General features: G+C 70.0%; 21 protein-coding genes. 10 read left to right on the plus strand and 11 right to left on the minus strand.

The window, feature by feature from the left end; translation table 11 throughout:
- The first annotated feature begins 50 nt into the window (after positions 1-50).
- Entirely contained in the window at positions 51-665 is a 615-nt protein-coding gene (locus HDA40_RS22550) for a response regulator transcription factor (protein ID WP_253759081.1), read from the plus strand.
- A gap of 22 nt (positions 666-687) precedes the next feature.
- On the opposite strand, the gene HDA40_RS22555 is transcribed toward HDA40_RS22550, so the two are convergent.
- The 10 genes from HDA40_RS22555 to HDA40_RS42185 form a co-directional block, all read right to left on the minus strand.
- Complete coding sequence (locus tag HDA40_RS22555; RefSeq protein WP_253759083.1) at positions 688-1,617, minus strand: type II secretion system F family protein; 930 nt, start codon at positions 1,615-1,617, stop codon at positions 688-690.
- Position 1,618: 1 nt separating this feature from the next.
- Positions 1,619-3,532: a VWA domain-containing protein gene (locus tag HDA40_RS22560; RefSeq protein ID WP_253759084.1), complete on the minus strand. Its 1,914-nt coding sequence runs from the start codon at positions 3,530-3,532 to the stop codon at positions 1,619-1,621.
- Position 3,533: 1 nt separating this feature from the next.
- Positions 3,534-4,976, minus strand: coding sequence for a TadA family conjugal transfer-associated ATPase (locus HDA40_RS22565; protein ID WP_253759086.1), 1,443 nt, complete (start codon positions 4,974-4,976; stop codon positions 3,534-3,536).
- A gap of 5 nt (positions 4,977-4,981) precedes the next feature.
- Positions 4,982-6,187 (minus strand): CpaE/TadZ family protein, encoded by a 1,206-nt coding sequence (locus HDA40_RS22570; RefSeq protein ID WP_253759088.1) that lies wholly within the window; start codon positions 6,185-6,187, stop codon positions 4,982-4,984.
- A 41-nt stretch (positions 6,188-6,228) separates the two neighbouring features.
- On the minus strand, positions 6,229-7,002 hold the full coding sequence (gene cpaB / locus HDA40_RS22575; protein ID WP_253759090.1) for a Flp pilus assembly protein CpaB: 774 nt from the start codon (positions 7,000-7,002) through the stop codon (positions 6,229-6,231).
- Between the two features lie 28 nt (positions 7,003-7,030).
- Positions 7,031-8,197, minus strand: a complete 1,167-nt coding sequence (locus HDA40_RS22580) for a pilus assembly protein TadG-related protein (RefSeq protein WP_253759098.1) — start codon at positions 8,195-8,197, stop codon at positions 7,031-7,033.
- Positions 8,185-8,598: a TadE/TadG family type IV pilus assembly protein gene (locus HDA40_RS22585; RefSeq protein ID WP_253759100.1), complete on the minus strand. Its 414-nt coding sequence runs from the start codon at positions 8,596-8,598 to the stop codon at positions 8,185-8,187. The genes HDA40_RS22580 and HDA40_RS22585 overlap by 13 nt, the downstream gene beginning before the upstream one ends.
- Positions 8,595-8,789, minus strand: a complete 195-nt coding sequence (locus HDA40_RS22590; RefSeq protein WP_253759103.1) for a Flp family type IVb pilin — start codon at positions 8,787-8,789, stop codon at positions 8,595-8,597. The genes HDA40_RS22585 and HDA40_RS22590 overlap by 4 nt, the downstream gene beginning before the upstream one ends.
- A 105-nt stretch (positions 8,790-8,894) precedes the next feature.
- On the minus strand, positions 8,895-9,083 hold the full coding sequence (locus tag HDA40_RS22595; protein WP_253759105.1) for a Flp family type IVb pilin: 189 nt from the start codon (positions 9,081-9,083) through the stop codon (positions 8,895-8,897).
- Positions 9,084-9,428: 345 nt separating this feature from the next.
- Positions 9,429-10,148 carry a prepilin peptidase gene (locus HDA40_RS42185; RefSeq protein WP_253759107.1) on the minus strand — a complete coding sequence of 240 codons (720 nt, stop codon included), beginning with the start codon at positions 10,146-10,148 and terminating at the stop codon, positions 9,429-9,431.
- A gap of 51 nt (positions 10,149-10,199) precedes the next feature.
- Between HDA40_RS42185 and HDA40_RS22605 the strand changes: the two genes are divergently transcribed.
- The 8 genes from HDA40_RS22605 to HDA40_RS22640 all read left to right on the plus strand — a co-directional run bounded on the left by HDA40_RS22605 (position 10,200) and on the right by HDA40_RS22640 (position 19,665).
- A complete protein-coding gene (locus HDA40_RS22605; RefSeq protein WP_253759109.1) occupies positions 10,200-10,586 on the plus strand; it encodes an LppU/SCO3897 family protein in 387 nt (128 codons plus the stop codon).
- Positions 10,587-10,691: 105 nt separating this feature from the next.
- Positions 10,692-11,159 carry a DoxX family protein gene (locus HDA40_RS22610; protein ID WP_253759111.1) on the plus strand — a complete coding sequence of 156 codons (468 nt, stop codon included), beginning with the start codon at positions 10,692-10,694 and terminating at the stop codon, positions 11,157-11,159.
- 208 nt (positions 11,160-11,367) lie between these two features.
- Positions 11,368-12,894: a glycosyltransferase 87 family protein gene (locus tag HDA40_RS22615; protein ID WP_253759112.1), complete on the plus strand. Its 1,527-nt coding sequence runs from the start codon at positions 11,368-11,370 to the stop codon at positions 12,892-12,894.
- Positions 12,895-12,927: 33 nt separating this feature from the next.
- A complete protein-coding gene (gene moaCB, locus HDA40_RS22620; protein WP_308197742.1) occupies positions 12,928-13,884 on the plus strand; it encodes a bifunctional molybdenum cofactor biosynthesis protein MoaC/MoaB in 957 nt (318 codons plus the stop codon).
- Positions 13,881-15,059 carry a molybdopterin molybdotransferase MoeA gene (locus HDA40_RS22625; protein WP_372502917.1) on the plus strand — a complete coding sequence of 393 codons (1,179 nt, stop codon included), beginning with the start codon at positions 13,881-13,883 and terminating at the stop codon, positions 15,057-15,059. The genes moaCB and HDA40_RS22625 overlap by 4 nt, the downstream gene beginning before the upstream one ends.
- Entirely contained in the window at positions 15,056-15,472 is a 417-nt protein-coding gene (locus tag HDA40_RS22630) for a molybdenum cofactor biosynthesis protein MoaE (protein ID WP_253759115.1), read from the plus strand. Before HDA40_RS22625 ends, HDA40_RS22630 begins: the two co-directional genes overlap by 4 nt.
- 345 nt (positions 15,473-15,817) lie before the next feature.
- Positions 15,818-18,331, plus strand: a complete 2,514-nt coding sequence (locus tag HDA40_RS22635; protein ID WP_253759117.1) for a putative bifunctional diguanylate cyclase/phosphodiesterase — start codon at positions 15,818-15,820, stop codon at positions 18,329-18,331.
- A gap of 83 nt (positions 18,332-18,414) precedes the next feature.
- A complete protein-coding gene (locus tag HDA40_RS22640; protein WP_253759119.1) occupies positions 18,415-19,665 on the plus strand; it encodes a glycosyltransferase 87 family protein in 1,251 nt (416 codons plus the stop codon).
- On the opposite strand, the gene dnaB is transcribed toward HDA40_RS22640, so the two are convergent.
- Positions 19,610-21,013, minus strand: a complete 1,404-nt coding sequence (gene dnaB / locus HDA40_RS22645) for a replicative DNA helicase (protein ID WP_372502918.1) — start codon at positions 21,011-21,013, stop codon at positions 19,610-19,612. The genes HDA40_RS22640 and dnaB overlap by 56 nt on opposite strands.
- Before the next feature lie 496 nt (positions 21,014-21,509).
- Between dnaB and HDA40_RS22650 the strand changes: the two genes are divergently transcribed.
- A complete protein-coding gene (locus HDA40_RS22650; protein ID WP_253759121.1) occupies positions 21,510-22,997 on the plus strand; it encodes a vWA domain-containing protein in 1,488 nt (495 codons plus the stop codon).
- Positions 22,998-23,032 lie beyond the last annotated feature (35 nt).

Genomic DNA, 23,032 nt, shown 5'->3' on the forward strand with positions numbered 1-23,032 from the left:
TCCCAGGATTTCATGATGTTCACGGGACAACGACCTGGAGGGACGTGGGGATGTCGGTCCGACTGGTCACCGTCGACGCCGTAACGCTGGCTCGGCTCGGATACGCCGCGGCGGTCTCGGCGTACCCGGACATTTCTCTGGTGGGCCAGGCGACCAGCCCCGACGAAGCCGTCGAGCTGGTGAACGCGTTGTCGCCCAACGTGGTCGCGGTGGACACGCATCTGCCGGAGGGCGACGGCGTCCAACTCGCCGTGAAGCTGCGCGCGGAGCACCCCCACCTGGGCATCGTCCTGACCGGCCCGGCCGAGGACGACTACATCTTCCGGGCGCTCGAAGCCGGGCTGTCGGCGTTCCTGCCCCGCACCGCCACCGTCGAGCTGCTGATGTCGGCAGTACGCCATGCGGCGGTCGCCCCGGCCTCGTTCACCGCGCCCAACCTGGCCGCGGCCCTGGCACGCCGGCGCGCGCGCGCCGCCGCGCTGAGCCCGCGCGAGGAGGAGATCCTGCGGCACCTCAACACCGGCTCGTCGCTCGCCTCGATCGCGAGCCAGCTGCGGTTGACCGAGTCGACAGTGCGGACCTACGTCGCGCGGCTCTATGACAAGCTCGGCGTCCACAACCGGGCGCAGGCGCTGATCGTCGCCGCGCAGCACGACCTGCTCTGACGGCCGGCCCGCCGAGCGCGGGCTAGCCGACGAACGACTCGAAGATCCGGATCACCCCGGGCCCGATCACCACCACGAACAGGGCCGGAAGCAAGCAGAACACCAGTGGGAAGACCACCTTCACAGGGACCTTCGCCGCCGCCGCCTCCGCGTACTGCCGCCGCTTGACGCGCATCTCCCGGGCCTGTTCGCGGAGCACGTCGGCGATCGGGATACCCAGCTCGGTGGCCTGCAGCAGCGCGGTCGCGACGGTCCGCAGCTCCAGCACCGACGTACGCGATCCGAGCGCTCGCAACGCGTCGGCCCGCCGCTGACCCATCTGCATCTCGTGCAGCATCCGGGCGAACTCCCGGCCGACCTCGCCGGGCAGCGTTCCGGCGACCTGGGCGACCGCCGCGTCGAAGCCCAGACCGGCCTCGACGGAGAGAGTGAGCAGGTCCAGCGCGTCCGGCAGCTGACGGCGGATCGCGGTCTGCCGCCGCAGTCCGATGTCGTAGACGATGACGAACGGCAGCCAGAATCCGGCCGCCGTGCCCAGGATCGTCCAGACCGCGATCCACGGGATCGAGTCGCTGACCAACAGGCCGAAGAAGAACCCGATGACCGCGCCGCCGAGTAGTCCGATGCCCTGCATCTCCATGAGCCGCTCGGCCGGCCAGCCCGGCGGGTTCCCGGCGTAGTCCAGCCACTTCTGCAGCCGGCTGACCGCGCGATGCGGTGTCAGCGTCCGGCCGAGTCCCGCGATGCGCTGGCCCAGTGGGGGCAGGTTGCGGTCGCTCGACGTGGCGGTACTGCTGGGCGGCGCGGTGCCAGGGGCGTACATGCGGTCGATGGACTCGATCGCCTTCGCCACGTTGTCACGCCGGCTCGACGTGGCGATCAGCAGGGACACCGCCAGCACGATCGCGAGGAAGATCGCCCCCAGGCCGGACAGCGCGATGACGTCGATCATCTCAGACCTCCACCTTGACGACCTTGAGCAGCCACGCGATGCCGATGCCGAGCAGCACCGCCCCGCCGACCGACATGGCGATCCCCATCGGGGTCTCCACCAGCGGCAACAGGTAGCTGCCCTTCACCGCGAGCATGTACAGCAGGACCGCGAACGGCAGGCCGATGAGCACGTACGCCGACAGCCGACCCTCCGCCGACAGCGCCTTGACCTGCCGCTGGAGGGTGGCTCGTTCCCGCATCGTGTTGACCGTCGTGGTGAGCACCTCGGCGAGGTTGCCGCCGACCTCCCGCTGCACCTTGATGGCGACGACGGCGAAGGCCAAGTCCTTGTTGTGCATCCGCTGACCCACCCGCTCCAGCGCGTCCTCGATCTCGGCGCCCAGCCGGACCTCGCCCAGCGCCCGCCCGAACTCGGCCTGCATCGAGCCGCCGATCTCGTGCGTCATAGCTTCGACCGCCTGCGCGAGCGAGAAGCCCGAGCGCAGCGAACCGATCACCAGTTGCAGGGCGTCCGGCAGCCCGGCGGCGAAGGCGGTGGCCCGGCGGCCGGCCCGGACACGGTGGTAGACCGCGGTCGCACCCCATCCGGCGAGGGCGCCCAGCACCATCCCGATCCACCACGGCACGAACAGCAGCGCGAAGAGCAGCGCGCCGACAGCCACCGCGCCCAGGCGCAGCAGCAGCCACTCGTGCGGCAGCATGCGCAGCGACGCCAGCTCGATCTGCCGCGCCAACCGGCCTTCCACATTGGTCTGGCGCATCACCTGTTGCGAGAGCTGCAACGCGGTCTGGGCGATCGCGGTGTCCGCCTCGACCGGGGGCGGCGGAGCCGGGCCGGACCTCGTCGAGAACTGCTCGACCTGAGCGAAGCGGCGCCGCCGGGCGTCGGCGGTCAGCAGCGGCCCGATCAGCAGCACACCCGCGATCAGCAGGCCGACGAAGATGACGCCCAGCAGCGAGTAGAGCATCCAGTCGGGGATGCCGCCGGAGCGTACGCCGACGAGCGGGGTGGCCTTTCGGGTATCCGGGACGAACGACAGCCGCATGTCGGTGGCGGCCGTGCCGGTCCCGGCTTTCGCCGAGATCACCAGCGTGCCGTCCTTGCCTTGCAGCTCCGGCGGAATGGTGACGCGGACCAGCAACTGCGCCGAGAACGCGCCGGCCGCCTGGGTGAACACACCCGTGAGCGCCTGCGGATCGCCCGCCCGGTACGCCTTCCCCCCGGTCGCCTGGGACAGGTTCGCGAGAACGGCCGCGGTGGCCTCTTGCGTCTTGAAGGCGATGGTGTCGACCGGGATCGCGCCCGCGGCCTTCCGGGCGTCCTCGTAGCCCACGGAGGAAGCGGTGTCCGCGCCGTCGGAGAGCACGACGATGCGCTTCTCGTCGTACTGACCGTTGAGCACGTCCGCTGCCGCGCGTATGGCGTCGTAGAGCGCGGTCTCGCCCTTGGCCTGCACCCCCGCGACGGCGGATCGGGCACGCGTACGGTCGGCGGTCGCCCGGACGACGACGAGGGCCGGGGAGCCGGCGGTGACCACGCCGACTTGGATGTCGGCAGGCAGCGCGCTGAGGAAGGAGGCCGCCGCCGACTTCGCGGCCGACAGCGGCTCGCCGTTCATCGAGCCGGACGTGTCGATGACCAGCGCGACGGCCCGGCGCAGGGCGCGGCCCTGACTCTGCCCGACCGGCGCCGCGGTCAGCGGGACGGCTCGGCCGTCCACCTGGGCGGTCAGCGTGTCCTGCGACAACGCGTTGCCCGACGGCAGATCCGAACCGGTCAGGTAGAACTCGACCAGACCGGCTTCCTGCCGCACGGACGACGCGCTCAGCCGCGGCTCCGCGTACGCCGGACCGGCGGCGAGCAGCGTCAGCACGCCGGCCAGACCGCCGGTGAGGAGCGCGAGACGGCGCATGTCACATCCCTTCGGGCTCGCCGAAGATCACGGGGTCGACGACGACGCCCCGATCGGCGAGCGACTCCAAGAACTTCGGGCGTACGCCGGTGGCCAGCAGTTGGCCCAGGTGACGGCCCTTCTGATCGAACCCGGCGCGGTGATCGAAGGTGAACAGGTCCTGCGTGACGACGCCTTCGCCGTCCATGCCCACGACCTCGGTGATGTGCGTGATCCGGCGCGTGCCGTCGCGCAGCCGGCTCAGGTGCACGATGACGTCGACGGCCGAGGCGATCTGCTCCCGGATCGCGCGTACCGGCAGGTCCATGCCTGCCATGAGCACCATGGTCTCCAACCGGGCGATCGAGTCGCGCGGGGAGTTAGCGTGCACTGTGGTCAGTGAGCCGTCGTGGCCGGTGTTCATGGCCTGCAGCATGTCCAGGGCCGCGCCGTCGCGGACCTCGCCGACGACGATGCGGTCCGGCCGCATACGCAGCGCGTTGCGGACGAGGTCGCGGATGGTGACCTCGCCCCGGCCCTCGAAGTTCGGCGGCCGGGCCTCCATCCGCAGCACGTGGTCCTGGGCGAGGCGCAGCTCGGCCGAGTCCTCGATGGTGATGATGCGTTCCTCGGTGGGCAGGAACGACGAGACCACGTTGAGCAGCGTGGTCTTACCCGTGCCGGTACCGCCGGAGACGACGATGTCCAGCCGGCCCTGCACGCACGCCCGCAACAAGTCCGCGACCTGGGGATGCAGGGTCCCGAACCGCATGAGATCGGTGATGCTGAACGGTTCGGCGGAGAACTTCCGGATCGTCAGCGCCGCACCGTCCAAGGCGATCGGCGGGACCACCGCGTTCACCCGGGAACCGTCGGGCAGCCGCGCGTCGACCATCGGGCTCGACTCGTCCACGCGCCGGCCCACGCGAGCCACGATCTTGTCGATGACGCGCCGCAGGTGCTGCTCGTCCATGAACGCGACGTCCGCCTCGAAGAGCCGGCCCTCGCGCTCCATGTAGACGCGGTCCCAGGCGTTCACCATGATCTCGGTGATCGACGGGTCGCGGAGCATCGGCTCGATCGGGCCGTGGCCCAAGATCTCGTCGATGATCTGCCGGTACGCCAACGCGCGGTCGCCCGCCGTGAGCGCCGTCTCCTCCTGGGCCAGGACGTCGGGCAGTGCCTCGCGGACTCGGCGGGCCAGCTCCTCGTCGTCGGCGACCGTCTCGTAAAGCTGTGGTCCCAACAGTTCCAGCAGCGCCTCGTGCGCCCGCCGGCGCACCGCCGCCAACGGGTCGTACGCCCGCCGCTGGTTGCGTCGCACGTTGGAGACGACCGAGCTAATCGGCATCGAGGACACCGGTGCGGCGTACGCGGCCGCCGCCTCACCCGCCGCCGCCAGCCGTTCCTGGAGTACGCCGGCACTCGATCCGTTGCGCTGGCCGAGCCGATCCTGCAGGCTCATCGGACCTAACCCCTTCCTCGGCCGAACCGGCTGCGCTTCTGCAAGTCCGCCACGTTCGGGTTCAGGAACAGCCGGGTCGCCAGATCCTTGTACGCCTGACTCACCGGATGACTGGGGCTCGACACCGTCAGCGGAACCCCCGCGTTGGCCGCGACCGGGACGTCCCGGCTGGACGGGATCGACCCGACGATCGGCATGCGGACGATCTTCTCGACGTCGCCGCTGCTCAGCCCGACCTTGGAGTCGGCCCGGTTGAGCACCAGAGTGCGAGCCGCCTTGCGGTAGTCGAGCAGGTCGAACATGTCGAGGGTCACCCGCGTGTTCTTCAGCGACGGGATCTCCGGCGTGGTGACGAGCAGGTAGTGGTGGGTGGCGTCGAGCGCGGCGAGCATCTGCTCGGAGAACGCGCTCGCGGTGTCGATGACGACGTACTCGAAGGCGTCGCGGGCGAGCTGGATGAGATCGCTGATCAGCTGCCGGCCGATGTCCTCGGCGGCGGCCGGCTGCACCGGCGCGAGCAGCACGTCCAGCCCGCTGCGATAAGGCGCTAGCAGCGAGCGCAGCCCGGTCTCGTCGATCCGGTCGGCGACCGGGATGGCGTCGGCGATGGTCCGCTCCGGGCTCAGCTGGGTGAGGATCGCGACATCGCCGAAGGCGAGATCGAGGTCCATCAGGCACACCTTGTGCCGGCCGCCGTCGGCCAGCGCCACCGCCAGGTTGATCGCGGTCGTCGTCTTGCCCACCCCGCCTTTGGCGGCGAAGACCGTGATGACCTGCCCGCCCATCGGTTCCGGGCCGTCCTCGGGCGTACGCGCCGACGGGACGGTCTGGCCGTTGAGCTTCGGTTTGGCCTCCAGCTGCCGGGACAGATCCTGCGATCGCGCGCACGCGGCGAGGATCGCGGCGGGGTCGTTGGCGTCCACGACCTCGCGTACGCCGGCTCGGATGGCCTCGGTCATGACGTTGACGTCGAGATGCTGGCGCAGCAGCACGACGCCGAGGGTCGGCCGCCGCACCCGGCACTGTTCGGAGAAGCCGACCGCCTCGGCCAGGGGAGTGCTCGGGCCGAGCACCACCAGCTGCTCGGCCCGTTCGGTGTTCACCAGCTCGACCAGGGAATCCGCCGTGGACACGACGTGGGTCTCTTCGATGCCGAACAGGGTCGCGAGCTGTTTCGCCTGCTGCTGCCACTGTTCGTAGACGATGGTCATGGCCTGTTCGCCCTTCGCGGTCGCATGTGTCCAGGCGAGGATCAGTTCAGCGGTACGCCGTTGTCTATCGCCTTACCGACCTCAACGACCGACGAATCGGTAAGTAGAGCCAGGGTCAGGTCGCAGCCCATGTCGGTGGCGTGGACGAACTTCGTGGCGTCGTCCTGGTTTGCGGAGATTGTCACGATAAGGGTGACCTTGCCGTCGGCGTCGAGCTGTGTACGCTGCTCGGCCGTCTGCGTCGAGGTCTGCCCGCCCTCGCCGTACGCACCGACCGCGAGGACCTCCATGCGCGGCAGCAGCACCATGGACCGGCGGCGGTTCTGGTCGTACTTCTTCTTGAACTCGGCGTCGAGGATGTCGCAGGTGGCGAAGACGGCGACGGTGGAACCGGGCCGGACGAAGCCGCCGACCTCTCGTTCGACGTCGAACTTGCCGCTCAGCGCCAGCATCTTCTCCGGTACGGCGATACCGCCCGACAGCTTCGTGGCCTGGCCGAACATGCCCTTGAGGAGCAGCTGGCGAGCCTGGACGTCGGCGGTCACCACGAGCTTGTCGAGGTCGATCGAGATGTCCTGCATGACGTCTTCGGGCAGCGAGGACTTCGGCATCACGACGTCCTCGGTCATGCCCCGGTCCCGGATGACCGCGCCGGTGGTGCCGGCCGGGATGCGTACCTTGGCCACCCGGACGTGCACGGCCTCCTGCCCGGCGGCCACGGAGTTCTTGGTCGCGATGAGGTACGCGAACACCGCACCGGTGCCGACGACGGCGAGGACGATCGCGATCAGGATGCCAACGATGCGGCGCGTCATTGTCTGCGTTTCCTATCTCTGCCTGCGGTCAGCCGACCGTCTTGACCATGACCGCGCCGAGGCCGGTCGCCGAGTTGAACTGGCCGTTCCACGCCGACATCGGCGTGACGCCACGAGTGAAGTAGCCGAGGACGCACCAGTCCGTCCCCAGGCACTGGGTGCCGGTCAGCCACGATGGGGCGGAGCCCACGTTTTTGATGTTGTAGCCGGTGATGACGAAGGCGGCGACGCCCTTCAGGACGTATCGGCCGCCGCTGCGGCCGACGCGCTGCCCGTCGTAGATGCCCACGGCGACCGGGATGCGGTTGGCGACGGCGTAGCTCAAGACGCTCGCGCATCCGCCGGGTGTGGTGTTACGCAGCGTTCGGACCGAGCTGACCGAGCTCTGACAGCCCGTCGCCGCCGACGGTCGCAGCCAGCTCGCCTCGCCGTCGGCGTCCCACCAGTCGCCCCGGCCGGTGTAGCAGGAAGGCGTCCCGCTGCCGCTCCCGCCGCCGGAGCCGGAGGTGTTGAAGCTGAACTTCGCCTCGAACGACGTGCTGGGCAGCGTCGGCGGGGCCTGGCCGTAGCGCGTGCTGGAGCTGGTGGCCTGGTTGTAGCGGCGCTCGCACACGGTCATCGCCAGCCCGGTCATGGGCGCACCCCAGGCGACCCGGGAACACGCGCCGACCGTGGTGCCGGCGCTGGAGCCGGCGACCGCCCGGGCGAACGTCGGCGACAGCACGTACCGGTCGGAGTCGTTCGTCAGCGTCCGGGTGTGCACCTCGGCATAGCCGAGGGTGTTCGGCGGCAGCGACCGGCCCTGGCAGGCGGTCAGATTGTCGGGGTAGCCGCCCCGGCAGCGCGGCAACAGGCTTCTACCAGTGCGTACGTCCGTGCTGCCGCAGATCTCCTGAACGTCGGTGAGCCGGTCCTTGGCGTTGCCGTTGGCGTACTTGGTCTCGGCGGCGCTCGGATCGGTGCACTCGGTGGGCCGGCGGGCCGCGCAGTCGATCGCCACCGCGAGCGCGACCGCGTCCGCCCCGGACTGGAGCTCCTCGCGTTCGGCGTACAGCTGGCCGACGTCGACGGCGAGTGCGGCCCCGGCGAGCAGCACTCCGGTCGCGGTGAGCAGAGCGACGAGGACCGCCACCCCGCCCTCGTCGCGACGCAGGCGGCGGCGGAGCCGTGTACGCACGCTCGTCAGGCGCGGCATGGCATGACGCCCTTGCCGGTGACCGTCACGCCGTCGGTGAAAGGTCCGCCGAAGAGGGCGGCGATGCTGCCGACCGGGGTGATCCAGTCGAAGTCCAGTTCGGTGTGGACGGTGGCGTCCTCTTCATCGGTGTAGGGCGGATCGCAGTAGGTGCTCGGCGACACGACCCGGATCCGGGAGTCGACCTCGCGGGCGCGATTCGAGGCGGCGGCGGAGCGGACGGTGCTGGGTCCGGCGACGGCCGCCGCCCGGGCGCCCTCGCGGGCCGCCTCGGTCGCCTTGATCTGAGCGTGGACGAGCCGGCCGAAGTCGACGGTGGCGAAGACGATCAGCAGGAGCAGCGGCACCACGATGGCGAACTCCACCGCCGAGGCACCGCGATCCGCCCGCCACCGGCTCACGGGAAGACGCCCTCCGCGGTCGTGAACAACCCGATGATCGATTGTCCGAAGGCGGCGACCGCCCCGACGATCACTGCCGCGACCAGGGCCATGAACAGTGCGTACTCCACTGCGGTGGCGCCGCGGTCCGCCACCCGGCGGCGTGCGGCGATCCCGGCCAGGACGCACCGTGCCATGAACTGTGTTCTCATGCTCGACTTTCTGCTCAGCCCCCACCGATCCGCCCCCCGGTTCTGGCTACGCCCGACATGGTCGTGCGGGGCGCCCCACGCCCCGCACGGTCCGTCAAGCCGGGCTTACGGCGTTCCACCCTTGATGTCGTCGGCGATGCCGTTCAGCGTGTCCCGGATCGTGTCGCCGAGCGTCGTCACGGCGACGACGATGACGGCGGCGATCAGCGCGACGATGAGGCCGTATTCGACGGCCGTCGCACCCTCGTCCCGGGTCAGCCACAGTGCGCGGGCCTTCGAGTAGAGCTTGAGCATGTGCGGGAGCACCCCCTAGGAGGTCCGGCGAGAAGGGCTGACCGGACATTGTGGAGACATCATCGGCACTGCGCCGACTGTCACGGAGCTTGCGCTTCCGGCTCCGCGCCGTCAGTCAGGCGACCCGTTACCCGCCGACTCCGCACAGTGGGGCGTACTGGCGGAACGGCTGACCCCGGATCAACCATTGATGCCAGCCAATCAGGTGAGTAAACGTTTGCAGTGCCGCCGAATATCGGCATCAAAGCGGGCAAATAAGACAGCCCGCGAGGGGACTGAGAGCAGGCTGAGCGACCGAGTCGACTTCGCGACACCGCTCCCGCGAACGGCGTAAATCCGTTGCCGCTATTGGTGAGCGGCGAGCACCACGGCGGCGAGCCAGCCCAGCAGAAGGGCCGGGCCGAACGGCGATCGGGCCTTGCGGCCGCGCCGAATGAGGGCCACCACGGCGAACGGAGCGTTCACCAGGAACGGCAGGATCGCCCCGAAGACCACCGCGGGCCAGCCCAGGTAGCCGAGCACCAACCCCAGTACGCCCGCCAGCTTGACGTCGCCGAGTCCCATCGGAGCGCCGGGCAACACCGCGAACACCAGGTACGCCAGCAGCAGCGCGAGGCCGCCGAGCCAGCCCCGGGCGTACTCGGGCCAGGTGCCCGTGGCCACGGCGTGCAGGGTGAGCAGAACGGCGGTGCCGACGAACGTCACGAGCATGAGGGGATCGGGCAGCCGCTGCACCTTCAGGTCCACCACGGACATCAGTACGCCCATCGCCGCCACGAAGAGGCAGGCGAGCAGCAGGAACGACACCGGAAGCGCCCAGGCGAGCAGGGCGAAGGCGGCCGCGCCCGCCAACGCCGTCCACACCGGATGGACGGCCGATGCCGTGCCGCAGCCGGCGCACCGATGCTTCAGGCGTACCCAACTGGTGATGCCGGACCCGCAGCCGGCGCAGGCGGTGCGGGACGGCTCGCCCCACGGCACGCTGAACCGGTACGCGGGCCAGGCGGTGAGCAGACCGCCGACGCCGCCGGCGAGACCGCTCAGCGCGACCGAGGTGGAGGACACGGCGGCACGATACTGTCTGCGCGACGGCGTGCCTAGTGAGGAGGAAGGGCCGTGAACGGACCGAACCGGCCGCTGATGATCGTGGCGGGGGTGCTCGCGGTGCTGGGAGCGGCTGCGCTCACGGTCGTGGCGCTGACGCCGGACGGCCAGCCCACCCCGCCGATCGGCGTCACCGGTACGCACGCCGTCACCGCCGGCGCGGTCGGCGCCCGATTCGCCCGCGCTGGGGACTGCCTCATCAACGACGGCACCGAGGCCGAGCCCGTCCTGCGCCTGGTGAGCTGCGCCGCCGGGGCGTATGCCGTCCTCGCCCGCTTCGAGGGCGTGACCGATGCCGACAAGGTGTGCGCCCAGATCGAGGGTTACGAATACAACTACTCCTACGACAGCCCGCTCGACACCGAGCTGGACTTCGTCCTCTGCCTCAAACCGGTCTGACCCCGAAGCCCACCAGACCCCGAAGCCGCCGGAGCGCCGCAGCAAGGTCGAGGCCAGGCCGCCGTTAGTCGAGCGCGAATGCCCGAATTGGGGCAAGATAACCCCATGGCACCCGTACGCGGTATCGCCCGAGCCCTGCTGGGCGGAGTCTTCATCTTCTCCGGCGCGAAGGCAGTCCTGCGGCCGGAGCGTCTCGTGCAGCGGGCGCGTCCGGTGACCGATCGGGTGACGCCTCTGCTCAACAAGGTCGACGAGCGCATCCCTGCCAATGCGGAGACGCTCATCCGGGTCAACGGCGCCGCACAGGTGACCGGCGGCCTCCTGCTGGCCTCGGGCGCCGCCCCACGGCCGGCCGCGGCGCTGCTCGCCGGGACGCTGATCCCGACGACGGTCGCCGGCCATCCGTTCTGGGCGGCCCAGACCAAGGCCCAGTACGACACCGACATCGTGCAGTTCGCCAAGAACCTGGCGATCTTCGGCGGCCTGCTGCTGGCCGCGGTCGACACCGCCGGCTCGCCGAGCGTTGGCTGGCGAGTCCGGCACTATCTGGACAGCCGCACGTCCGACGACTGAGGGGCCCCGACAAGGCCGCCATAACCATCGATGAGTGGCGGGAATCACCTTATCCGGCCAGGCCCCGTTAACCAGCTAGAAATGTCGCTAAACGGCGTGGGATCGGACACAGGCTGATAACGCGGGAGGTACGGGAGTGGCTCGGGGTTTTAGGCTGCTCTACGGACCTGGGAAGAACGTGCCATCACCGGACGGGAGAGCCGCCGCCATGCCTGACGGCCTGCGCGACCGCCTCCGCCTGTTCCAGGGCCACCGGAGCTTGATCCCGGACCGCCGGAACCTTCCGGCGCGACACGTCACGGGGACGCTCGTCCGACTCGGCATCGTCGCCGCCGCCTTTGTCGCGGCCTGGTACGCGGTGCAGGAGTTCGGACGGCCGTATGTGTTCTTCGATCTGAAGATCTATCACGGCGCGGTGGCCTATTGGGCCAATGGCGGAAGCCTGTACGACTACCTCGACCCCGACGTGCCGCTCGGCTTCACGTATCCGCCGTTCGCGGCGCTCGTGATGCTGCCCATGGGCTATCTGCCCATGCTGGACGCGGCGTGGGTCAACGTAGGAGCAAGCCTGCTCGTTTTGACCGCGGTCATGGCCGCGCTGCTGGCCCCGATCGCCGAGCGCTGCGGCTGGAAACACCGCTGGTTCGCGGTGGCGCTGGCGGTACCGATCGCGGCCGCGCTAGAGCCGATGCGGGAGACCTTCGGCTACGGCCAGGTCAACATCCTGCTCTTCGGCCTGATCATGGCCGACCTGGTGGCGCTGCGCTGGATCAGCCGGCCGAAGGACACCGCCGGCCGGTCGATGCTGGTGCAGCGGTTCCTCAGCGGCAAGTGGGCCGGCGTCGGCATCGGGCTGGCCGCCGCGATCAAGCTGACCCCCGCGCTGTTCATCGTCTACCTGCTGATCAGCCGGCAGTGGCGGGCGGCGTGGACGGCGATCGGCACGCTCGTCGGCGTCACCGCCGTCGGCTTCCTGTTCGCCCGCACGGAGTCGGTGGCGTACTGGACGCGGGTCATCTTCGAGACGAACCGGGTCGGTCAGGCCGACCAGACCCCGAACGCGTCGCTGGCCGGCCTGCTGGCCCGGCTCTACGACCAGTTCACCGCGCCGTCGCTGCTGTGGATCACGTTCACGCTGGTGATCCTGGTCGTCGGGCTGTCGCGGGCGACGCACGCCCACGGCGAGGGCGACGAACTGACCGCGTTCACCCTGATCGGCCTGACCGCCAACGTGGTCAGCCCGATCTCCTGGACCCACCACCTGGTCTTCGTGATCCCGGCGATCATCGTGCTCGGCGACGCCGCGTTGCGCCGTCGGGCCGCGAGCCGGGGAATGAAACGCCGCAACGGGTTCGCGCCGTCCGGCCTGGCGGCGACGCGGCTCCGGGAACCCATCTGGTTCCCGACCATGGTCGGCTTCCGGCACGCGGCCGCGGCGATCGGGCTCTACGTGCTCTTCCTGGTCTCGCCGATCTGGCCCTACGAGCACCAGCTCCCGGCCGTCTCGCACTACGCCGACGGGCTGATCGGCGTACTGGCCGAGAACTCGTTCACCATCGCGCTGATCGTGCTGGTCGCGGCGCTGCCGTGGCGGCCCGGCGCGGAGCCGGTCTACCCAGGCGAAGCGCTCGCGGTACCGGCGGCCCGCCGGCCGGTCACGACCGCGTCTCGGCCGGCCCAGGTCGAACGGATACGCCAGGAGCCCGTTTCGGCGCATGTCGACGACCACGCCTGAGATCCGTCAGACGTGGCCCGATAGGCTCGGAACGTGGACAGCCAGCCGCAGTTGACGCACGTGGACGCCGCCGGGTCGGCGCGCATGGTCGACGTCTCCGCCAAGGAGATCTCGGTCCGGAGCGCCACCGCGGCGGGCCACGTGCGGACCACGCCGGAAGTGCTGGCCCTGCTGAGTCAGGGGGGTCTGCCGAAGGGTGACGCGCTCGGGGTGGCCCGGCTGGCCGGGATCATGGCCGCGAAGCGTACGCCTGACCTGGTCCCGTTGTGCCACCCGATCGCGATCCACGGCGTCGCCGTCGAGGTGACCCCGGCGGACGACCGCGTGGAGATCAGCGCGACCGTACGCACGGCCGATCGGACCGGCGTCGAGATGGAGGCGCTGACCTGTGTCGCCGTCGCCGGGCTGGCCCTCATCGACATGATCAAGGCGGTTGATCCCGGCGCCAGCATCGAGAACGTCCGCGTCCTGCGCAAGGAGGGCGGCAAGACCGGGCTGTGGAGCCGGGAGCGGCCGCTGGCCGGGGTGGCCGTGACCGTCGTCGTCGCCTCCACGCGCGCCGCCACCGGGGTGTACGCCGACCGCAGCGGCCCGATCCTCACCGACGGACTGCGTGAGCTCGGCGCGGAGGTGTCCGATCCGGTCGTCGTGGCCGACGGCGAGCCGCTGCGTGCCGCACTCGTCGAAGCCCTCGCGGCCCGACCGGAGGTGATCGTGACGAGCGGCGGCACCGGCATCTCGCCCACCGATCGCACCCCCGAGATCACCCGCGAGCTGATCGACCGGGAGATCCCCGGGCTGGCCCAAGCCGTCCGGGCCAATCCGGCCGTGCCGACGGCCGCCCTGTCGCGGGGGATCGCCGGCGTCGCCGGCCAGACCCTCGTCGTGAACCTGCCCGGTTCCACCGGCGGGGCCAAGGACGGCCTCGCGGTGCTCGGCCGGGTGCTGCGCCACGCCGTCGACCAGATCCAGGGAGGTGACCACGGGTGACCGCACTTCCCGTCGACTGGGCATCCGCCCGGCGTACCGTCTATGCCCGCGCCGCCGCCCGGTCGGCCGCGATCGCCGAGGTCGGCCTGGCCGACGCCGACGGACTGACGCTGGCCGAGCCGCTCGTCGCGCGTACCCCTTTGCCGGCCTTCACCACCGCGAGCGTCGACGGGTGGGTGCTGCGCGGCGACGGGCCCTGGCGGGTGGCCGGCCGCGTGCTCGCCGGCCAGCGCGCCCCGGAACTGGCCGTGGACGGCACCGCGATGGAGATCGCGACCGGCGCGATGGTGCCGGTCGGCGCGACCACGATCCTGCGCCTGGAGCACGGCGAGCTGCGGGACGACGTGGTGAGCGGGACCCCGAAGGCCGAGCCGGAGTGGCGCGTGCCCGGGGAGGAGTGCGCGCAGGACGACGAGCTGCTGCCCGCCGGTACGCCGATCACCCCGGGCGTGGTCGGGCTGGCCGCCAGCTGCGGCTACGACACGCTGCTGGCCCGGCGGGCGCCGCGTGCGGCGTTGCTGGTGTTCGGCGACGAACTGCTCGACGCTGGTCTGCCCGGCGACGGCCGCGTACGCGACGCGCTGGGCCCCTCGCTGCCCGCCGCGCTGCGGCGGCTCGGCGCCCACATCGACGGGTTCACCCGGGTGCCTGACACGTTGGAGGCGCATGTGGACGGTCTGCGCCGTGCGGTCGACGCCGGCAACGACCTGATCTGCACGACCGGTGGGACGATGCACGGCCCGGTCGACTACCTGCACGGCGCGCTGCGCGAGCTGGGCGCCGAGTACGCCGTGAACACCGTCGCGGTCCGCCCCGGCTTCCCGATGCTGATCGCGCAGCTGCCCGGCGGCCAGTTCGTCGCCGGCCTGCCCGGGAATCCGCAGTCGGCCCTGGTCGCGTTGGTGTCGCTGGTAGTGCCGCTGCTCGCCGGGCTGACCGGGCGGCCGTTTCCGACCCCGGCCCAGGCGGTACTCGCCGAGGGCATCCCGGGGCGCGGCGACTTCACCCACCTCGCCCTGGTACGCCAGGACTATCCGGGCGGACCGGCGCATCCCGTGTCTCATGTGGGCTCGGCGATGCTCCGCGGGTTGGCACAGTCCGCAGGTTTCGCCGTCGTGCCGCCCGGGGAAACCGGCAACCGTGGCGACCAGGTCGAGCTGGTGGAGCTGCCGTGATCAGGCTCATCGCCGTGAGCGACAGCCCGTTGAGCATCGCCGAGCACGAGGCGGCGGTCGCCGATCCGCGGGCGGGCGCTGTCGTGTCCTTCGTCGGCGTCGTCCGCGATCACGACGATGGCAGGGCCGTGGTTCGACTCGATTACGAGGGCCATCCGTCCGCTGAGGACGTGCTGCGCGAGGTCGCCGCGGAGATCGCCGCGGACCCCGATGTCATCGCCGTCGCGGTGTCGCATCGGATCGGTCCGCTGGAGATCGGGGACGTGGCTCTGGCCGCCGCCGTGTCCACCGCGCATCGAGCGGCCGCCTTCGCGGCGTGTGCCCGCCTGGTGGACAGGGTCAAGGAGACGCTTCCTATCTGGAAGCACCAGGTCTTCCTCGACGGTTCGGACGAGTGGGTCAACTGTCCGTAGGTCAACCGTCGGGTCACTACTCTGCGTCATTAAGGTCAGGCGTGTTGAGCGTACCGAGGTGCGCGTTGCACGATGAAAGATGCACAGCGCGTGATGATCGACTCACATATGGTGATATTTCGGACTATCCCTGTCTAATTTGGCCTTCACCCCTTTTCCCGAGAACTGCCGGAGAATACAGTCGCTTCAACAGCAAGACAAGAGCGACGCGAAGTAGCAGTTACTCATAGCGGAGGTGAACCCGATGTTCCGGACCAAGAAGAACATGCGCGGCTTCGACTGGGGCTGATCCCTGGTTTTCAGTACGCTGGCCTCACCCTTCCGCATCCGGATTCGGAGACCAGCGTGACGCCCACCCCGACTCGTGAGACCGACTGGCGGCTTAGGCCGATCGTCGGTCTCCTGTCGTTTCTGGCGGCAATCAGCGTCTTCACCGCGGCGCTGCACCTCAGCCCGGTCACCCCGTCCGCCTGGCTGACCCTGGTGACCCTGATTGTCCTTATCGGACTGTCGAACCTGCTGACGCTGCGCATTCGCTCCAACTTCTTCGTCCACTGGACCGACGCCGCCACCCTGGTGGCCGCCGTCGCCCTCCCGGTTCCCTGGCTCGTCGTCCTGGTGGCCGGAACCGTGACACTGGCGAAGATCATTCAGCGCCGGGAGCCGATCAAGGCGATCTTCGCCGTCGCCAAGGAGACGTTGGTGGCCACGACGGCCGGCCTGATCCTCTCCTCGGCCGACATCGAGACGCTCACCACCACGAGCCAGCTCGGCAACTTCCCGCCGATCCAGACGGTGGCGCTGGCCTTCCTGGCGATGATCGTGATCGACGACCTGGTGTCGGTGCCGGTCATCGCGATCTCCATGGGGACGCCGGTGCTCCGGATGTACCGGGAGAGCCTCAAGCGGCACCTGTCGCTGTCCGTCGTCCGGTTCGGCATCGCCCTCGCCGCGCTCGTCCTGCTGCTCTGGGACTCGCGGCTGCTCATCGCCATCCCGCCGCTCGTGCTCAGCCTGCACGTCATGCACATGAACCGGCTGCGTCAAGAGGCCGAGCGGGAGGCCTGGCAGCGGCTGGCTCGCGCGACCGACGCGCTGAACGAGGTCGACCTCGACAAGGTCCTGCACGCCGCCATCGACACCGGCGTGAACATGTTCGGCGCGGCCTGGGTCGAGGTGGACTTCCGGGCACCCGCCGAGCCAGGGCAGACGGCCGGCGTACGGCACATCTTCGGGGACCGGTCCGGCCTGCTCACACAGCGGCCCGACGTCGAGGACTCGGAAGGCGAGCCGACCGTGGTGGCGCTGGAGGGTCAGCGGGACACCGAGGACGTCGGCGAACTCCGGCTGTACTTCGGCCGTCCGACGATCCTCCCCGAACGCGAGGGCTTCCTGCTGCGTACGTTCGCTGCGGCGCTCGCCACCGCGATCCGCAACGCTTCGGCGTACGGGCTGCTCATCAACGTGGCCGACCAGCACGCGCACGAGGCTCAGCACGACCCGCTGACCGGGCTGGCCAACCGCCGATGCCTGGTGGACGAGGGCAAAGCGGCCCTGGAACACCGCCCCACCACGGGGGCGATCGCGCTGCTGACCCTGGACATGGTGCAGTTCAAGGAGATCAACGACGGCCTCGGCTACAAGGCCGGCGACGATGTCCTGGTCGAGATCGGCCGCCGGATGCTCGCCACGGCGGGCACGGACGCCACGGTGGCCCGGCAGGACGGCGACGAGTTCGCGGTGCTCTTCACCGCGCTGCCCACCCCGGCGCTCGCGATGCACCGATCACGGGACATCCTGCAGAAGGTCGCCGAGGAGTACGAAGTGGACGGCGTACCGATCACGCTGGTCCCGCGGGCCGGGCTCGCGGTCGCCCCCGCCGACGGCGACATGACCGAGTTGTTGCGCCGAGCCAGCCTGGCCCTCACCGAGGCCAAGCGCACCGGCCAGCGCATCGTGCCGTACTCGCGCAGCCTCGACATCACCGACCTGGACCGGCTCGAACTCGGCGGCCAGATCTCCCGCGCCGTCGCCGCCAGCGAGTTCACCCTGGAGTTCCAGCCCATCGTCGACCTCGCGACCGGCGAGATCGTCTCGGCCGAGGCGCTGGCCCGGTGGCACCACCCCGACCGGGGCAACCTCGATCCCCGCCGGTTCCTCGACGCCGTGGAGCGGTCCGGGCAGCTGACCGCGTTCACCGAGGCCATCCTCGACCAGGCTCTGCAAGCGGCCGGAACCTGGGCCGCCGCAGGCCATCCGATTCCCGTCGCGGTCAACATCTCCCCGCGCAGCCTGCTCGACCGCCGGTTCCCCGCCCTGGTGGAGCAATTGCTCGACGAGCGCGGGATGAAGTCGGAATCACTGGTGCTGGAACTGACTGAATCGCTCACGCTCTCCTCGATGGAGATCGTCGACCAGGTGCTCGCCGGGCTCGGCCGGCTCGGCGTCGCCATCGCGCTGGACGACTTCGGCACCGGGTTCTCCTCGCTGAGCGCACTGGCTCGGGTACCGGTGCGGGAGCTCAAGATCGACCGAAGCTTCGTCACCGACATGGACGCCTCGGCCGAGGCGATGGCGGTGGTCCGGTCGACCATCGAACTCGGCCGCGCGCTCGGGCTGGCCGTGGTCGCCGAGGGCATCGAACGGGTCGACCAGCGCCAGACCCTCTGGAACCTCGGCTGCGGCCTCGGCCAGGGGCATCTGTTCGCGCGACCGTTGTCGCAGCAGCGTTTCCTCGCCTCGCTGGGCAAGGGAGCCTTCGGCGACATGATCGAAGGCCGCCCGGCCCCGGTCGTCCGGCTCCCTCGGCCGGGTGACCATTTCGGGCTGCGACGGCGGCCCCGGTCGAGCAACGAGTAGGCGAGTTTACCGGCCCAAAGTCCGAGATGTACTAAGTCGGCGATTCGCCCGAATTCGAGGGAATTTCCGGTCAGACTTCGGATGTGTTCGTTCGGCGGATCAGCATCCGCGTGCTCAGCATCGGGCGCCCCGTCGATGTGGCGGCGTACGCGCTCGCCGCGCTCTTCTGCGCGTACACGTGGCACTGGTCGGCCCTGGCCCCACACCGGGCGTGGGCGGTCGTCGCGATCTGGGGCTACCTGGCCGCCGCGAGCATCGCTCTCCTCCTGCCCGGTCGGCTCGCCCGGACCTGGCTGGCCGCGGCGGCCTGGGCCGCGACCGCCCTGCTCCCGCTGATCCTCCAAGCCCGCGAGCGGGCCGCCGGACGGCTGGACCGAGCCCAGGAAGAAGTCCTGGTCATCGAGGCGGCCGGAGCCCGGATGCTCCACACTGGAACGCCCTATCTCGACCGCGACGCGATCGCCGCCGTCCCCAGCCCGCTGCGGCTGCTCGACTACCTGCCCTACCAGCCCGGCATGGCGATCGCCGGACTGCCCCGCGCCCTCGGCGGCATCGCCTGGTGGACCGACGCCCGGATCGTCATGGCCCTGCTCAGCAGCGCGGCCGTGGTAGCCGCCTGGCTGCTGCTCGACCGGGCGGGCATCACCCGCTTCGGATCCGAGGCCCCCCTGCGAGCGCTGCAAGCGGTCACGATCCTTCCGCTCGCCACCCTCACCCTGGTCACCGGCGGAGACGACGTCCCCGTCCTCGCCCTGTCACTGCTCGCCTGCGCGCTGGCTTCCCGCAACCGCTGGACCGCCGCCGGACTGGCGATCGGCTGCGCAGGCGCCCTCAAACTCACCGCCTGGCCGGTCGCCATCGTGCTCGGCCTCGTCGCCCTGGTCCGCCATCGCCGATCCCTCGCCCGGTACGCACTCGGCGCCGCCGGCATACCGGTGCTGGTCCTGGTGCCGACCGTGCTCATCAACGGCCGCGCCGTCGTGGAGAACGTCATCCGATTCCCGCTCGGCCACGGCCTGGTACGCAGCCCGGCAGCCTCCCCGCTACCCGGTCACCTGCTGACGGCGTACCTGCCGGACGGGCGCCAGATCGCCGTCGGACTGCTCCTCGGCGTGGCCACCGTGATCGCGATCTCACTGATCCGGCAGCCCCCGGTCAGCGTCCCGAGAGCAGCGCTCATCAGCGCGACCGGACTCCTACTGGCGATCCTGCTACTTCCCGCGACCCGCTTCGGCTACCTGCTCTATCCGGTCGCCCTAGCGGCCTGGGCGCCGGTGCTCAGCTCACCGCCATATCGACGAAACGCGACATATGCAGCTGCGCCGCGACCGTGACCGTGTCGGTCGGACCATTACGGTGCTTGGCCACGATGAAGTCAGCCTCACCCGCGCGCGGCGATTCCTTGTCGTAATAGTCGTCGCGATGCAACAAGATGACGACGTCGGCGTCCTGCTCGATCGAGCCGGACTCACGCAGGTCGGACAACTGCGGGCGCTTGTCGGTCCGCTGCTCGGGACCACGGTTCAGCTGACTGACCGCGATCACCGGGCACTCGACCTCCTTGGCCAGCAGCTTCAAGCCTCGCGAAAGGTCGGCGACCTCCTGCTGACGGCTCTCCACCCGCTTCGGTGACGTCATCAGCTGGAGGTAGTCGACCACGATCAACTTCAGATCGTTCCGCTGCTTGAGCCGCCGCGCCTTCGCCCGGATCTCCATGAGGTTCATGTTGGGCGTGTCGTCGACGAAGATCGGCGCTTCGCTGATCTCACCCATGCGTCTGGCCAGCTTCGTCCAGTCGTCGTCGGACAACTGCCCGGACCGCAGGACGTGCATCGGTACGCGAGCCTCGGCGCTGAGCAGACGGGTGACGATCTCGACCTTGGACATTTCCAGCGAGAAGATGGCGCTGGCCATGTTGTGCCGGATGGCGGCGTTGCGAGCGAAGTCCATTCCCGCAGTCGATTTGCCCAAACCGGGCCTTCCGGCCACGATGATCAACTGGCCGGCGTGGAGTCCGTTGAGCAGCCGGTCCAGGTCGGAGAAGCCGGTCGGCACACCCGACATGACGCCGCCCTGGGCGCCGACCGCCTCGATCTCGTCGAGCGTGGGTTGCAGCAGGTCGCCGAGGATGGAGAAGTCTTCGCTGACGCGCCGTTCGGTGACGTCGTAGATGGCCTGCTGGGCCAGGTCGACGATGTCGTCGACGTCGCGCCCGCCGCCGCCGTTGGTGCCGTAGCCCAGCTGCACGATCTTGGTGCCCGCCTCCACCAGCCGCCGGAGGATGGCGCGCTCGCTGACGATGCGGGCGTAGTACGCTGCGTTGGCCGCGGTGGGCACCGAGTTGAGCAGGGTGTGCAGGTAGGGCGCGCCGCCGACGCGGCTCAGCTCGCCCGCGCCGTCGAGGGCGGCCGCGACGGTGACGGCGTCGGCGGGTTCGCCTCGGCCGAACAGGTCGACGACGGCTTCGAAGATGGTGGCGTGGGCCGGCCGGTAGAAGTCACTCGACCGGAGGATCTCGACGACGTCGGCGATGGCGTCCTTGCTGAGGAGCATGCCGCCGATGACGCTCTGCTCCGCCGCGACGTCTTGTGGGGGAGTCCGTTCGTAGGCGGGGGGACCGTCGGCCGACGGCTGCCCGGAGACCGGGAACCGCGCCTGGTCGCGCACCTCGCCGACGGACACCGCACCCCACCCCAAGCACGCTCGATCGTCCCCACCGAACCCCAGGGATACCACCGGGGTCCGACAACTGTGCCGGACGGTTCCCAGGGTGATATCGAGGCCGGAGGCTTGACGTTACGAAGCCTGGCCCGGATTCTCAAACACCCCGGTGGACAGACCTGCGGACAACCTGTGGACAACTTGCCTCTGCCTGTGGGTAACCCTGTGCACAGCCTGTGGATAACACGCGGACTGTTGTCCACAGAGTTGCTCTGAGCTGCGCAGACGTAAATCACAGGCTGTGCGCGAAAGAAATTTCGTTCGGCGTGTCGATCTTGGCAGGCCAGGTCCGCCGTGGACGTCGGAGACGGCCCGCCGGTTCCCGCCCTCCGGTCACGGGCTCGGCTCGAATCGGTCACCAAGGTTCACGGTCCGATTTCGGTCAGGCAACGGTGGGAGCGCACCCGGTGCTGGGCCGGTCGGATCGGCAACTGAATGTTCTAGGTCAGGAGAAATCATGACGAAGCTCATGACCCGATCGACCGGAGCGGCCTTCCTGGTGGTGCTGCTGGCGCTCGCCGGGTGCAGTGCCGGTGACAAGAGCAGCTCGTCGGACCAGCCGCAGATCGGTGGCGGTCAGGGGCCCGGGGTGTCCATCCCCGGCGGCGAGACGTCCGTGGACGAGCAGGCTCAGTCGACCTTCGCGCTCGACGTGGACACCGCCTCGTACGCGTACTCGGTGCGCCAGTTGCAGGACGGGCGCTGGCCGGACCGGTCGACGGTGCGGCCGGAGGAGTTCGTCAACTCGTTCGACATGGACTATGGACAGCCGAAGGGCGACGGGTTCGCGTTGCACGTCGACGGGGCGGGGATGCCGTCCACCCACCGATCGCAGTACAGCGACCGGCTCCGGCTCCTGCGGGTCGGGTTGCAGACGCGAGCGGACGATTCGGAGACGCGGCCGGACGTGGCGCTGACCTTCGTGATCGACGTCTCGGGTTCGATGGCCGACACCGATCGGCTCGACCTGGTGCAGGACGCGTTGCACTATCTCGTACGCCAACTGCGCCGGACCGACTCGGTCGCGCTGGTGACGTTCAACGAGCGGGCGAAGATCGTGCTGCCGATGACCCGGCTGTCGCAGGTGGAGGATCTCGATCGGGCGATCGACTCGCTCGCCGCCGGTGGCTCCACCAACTTGGAGTCTGGGCTGGTCACCGGGTACCAGGTGGCTCGGGACGGGTTCCGTCAGGGCTCCTCGAACCGGGTGATCCTGCTGTCCGACGGGCTGGCCAATGTGGGCAACACCGAGTCGTCGCCGATCCTGCGCCGGGTGAAGGCCGAGGCCGACAAGGAGATCTCGCTGCTCGGCGTCGGCGTGGGCAGCAGCTACGGCGACGAGCTGATGGAGAAGCTGGCCGACCAGGGCGACGGGTTCGCCGTCTACGTGGCCGACCGCGAGCAGGCTCGGGATGTCTTCGTGCACCGGTTGCCGGCGAACCTGTCGGTCCGTGCACTGGACGCCAAGGCGCAGGTGACCTTCGACGAGTCGGTCGTCGAGGCGTACCGGCTCGTGGGGTATGACGATCGGCTGCTGAGCGCTTCCGCCTTCCGCGACGATCGCGTCGACGGCGGCGAGGTCGGGCCCGGCCACGCTGTCACGGCGCTCTACATCGTGCGGCTGCGGCCGGAGGTCCGGTCGTCGGCCAAGGTCGCCGACGTCCGCGTACGCTGGCAGGACCCCACGTCGCGGGCGGCCTCCGAGGCGTACGAGTCGGTGGTGGTGAACGATCTCACGGGCGGTTTCCGGTCGGCGGACCCGCACCTGCGCCTGGCCTATGCCGCGGCCTTCTTCGCCGAGGCGCTCAAGTCGTCGTCGTACGCCGCCGAGGTGCAGCTGGACCAGCTGGGGCAGATCGCGGCCGACGCCGGGGAGCAGTTGCGCGACCCGAAGGTCGCCGAGCTGACGCAGGCGATCCGGACGGCGGGCCGGCTGCGCGGCTGACCGTACGCGAAAGGGCCGGCGCGAAGCTCGCGCCG

This window comes from Hamadaea flava (genome assembly GCF_024172085.1).
GTDB lineage: Bacteria > Actinomycetota > Actinomycetes > Mycobacteriales > Micromonosporaceae > Hamadaea > Hamadaea flava.

What these genes read in the sequence shown, in the direction of transcription:
- HDA40_RS22550 (WP_253759081.1), top strand. Translation starts at nt 51, where the DNA reads ATGTCGGTCCGACTGGTCACCGTCGACGCCGTAACGCTGGCTCGGCTC.
- HDA40_RS22555 (WP_253759083.1), bottom strand. Translation starts at nt 1,617, where the DNA reads ATGATCGACGTCATCGCGCTGTCCGGCCTGGGGGCGATCTTCCTCGCG.
- HDA40_RS22560 (WP_253759084.1), bottom strand. Translation starts at nt 3,532, where the DNA reads ATGCGCCGTCTCGCGCTCCTCACCGGCGGTCTGGCCGGCGTGCTGACG.
- HDA40_RS22565 (WP_253759086.1), bottom strand. Translation starts at nt 4,976, where the DNA reads ATGAGCCTGCAGGATCGGCTCGGCCAGCGCAACGGATCGAGTGCCGGC.
- HDA40_RS22570 (WP_253759088.1), bottom strand. Translation starts at nt 6,187, where the DNA reads ATGACCATCGTCTACGAACAGTGGCAGCAGCAGGCGAAACAGCTCGCG.
- cpaB (WP_253759090.1), bottom strand. Translation starts at nt 7,002, where the DNA reads ATGACGCGCCGCATCGTTGGCATCCTGATCGCGATCGTCCTCGCCGTC.
- HDA40_RS22580 (WP_253759098.1), bottom strand. Translation starts at nt 8,197, where the DNA reads ATGCCGCGCCTGACGAGCGTGCGTACACGGCTCCGCCGCCGCCTGCGT.
- HDA40_RS22590 (WP_253759103.1), bottom strand. Translation starts at nt 8,789, where the DNA reads ATGAGAACACAGTTCATGGCACGGTGCGTCCTGGCCGGGATCGCCGCA.
- HDA40_RS22595 (WP_253759105.1), bottom strand. Translation starts at nt 9,083, where the DNA reads ATGCTCAAGCTCTACTCGAAGGCCCGCGCACTGTGGCTGACCCGGGAC.
- HDA40_RS22610 (WP_253759111.1), top strand. Translation starts at nt 10,692, where the DNA reads ATGGCACCCGTACGCGGTATCGCCCGAGCCCTGCTGGGCGGAGTCTTC.
- HDA40_RS22615 (WP_253759112.1), top strand. Translation starts at nt 11,368, where the DNA reads ATGCCTGACGGCCTGCGCGACCGCCTCCGCCTGTTCCAGGGCCACCGG.
- HDA40_RS22650 (WP_253759121.1), top strand. Translation starts at nt 21,510, where the DNA reads ATGACGAAGCTCATGACCCGATCGACCGGAGCGGCCTTCCTGGTGGTG.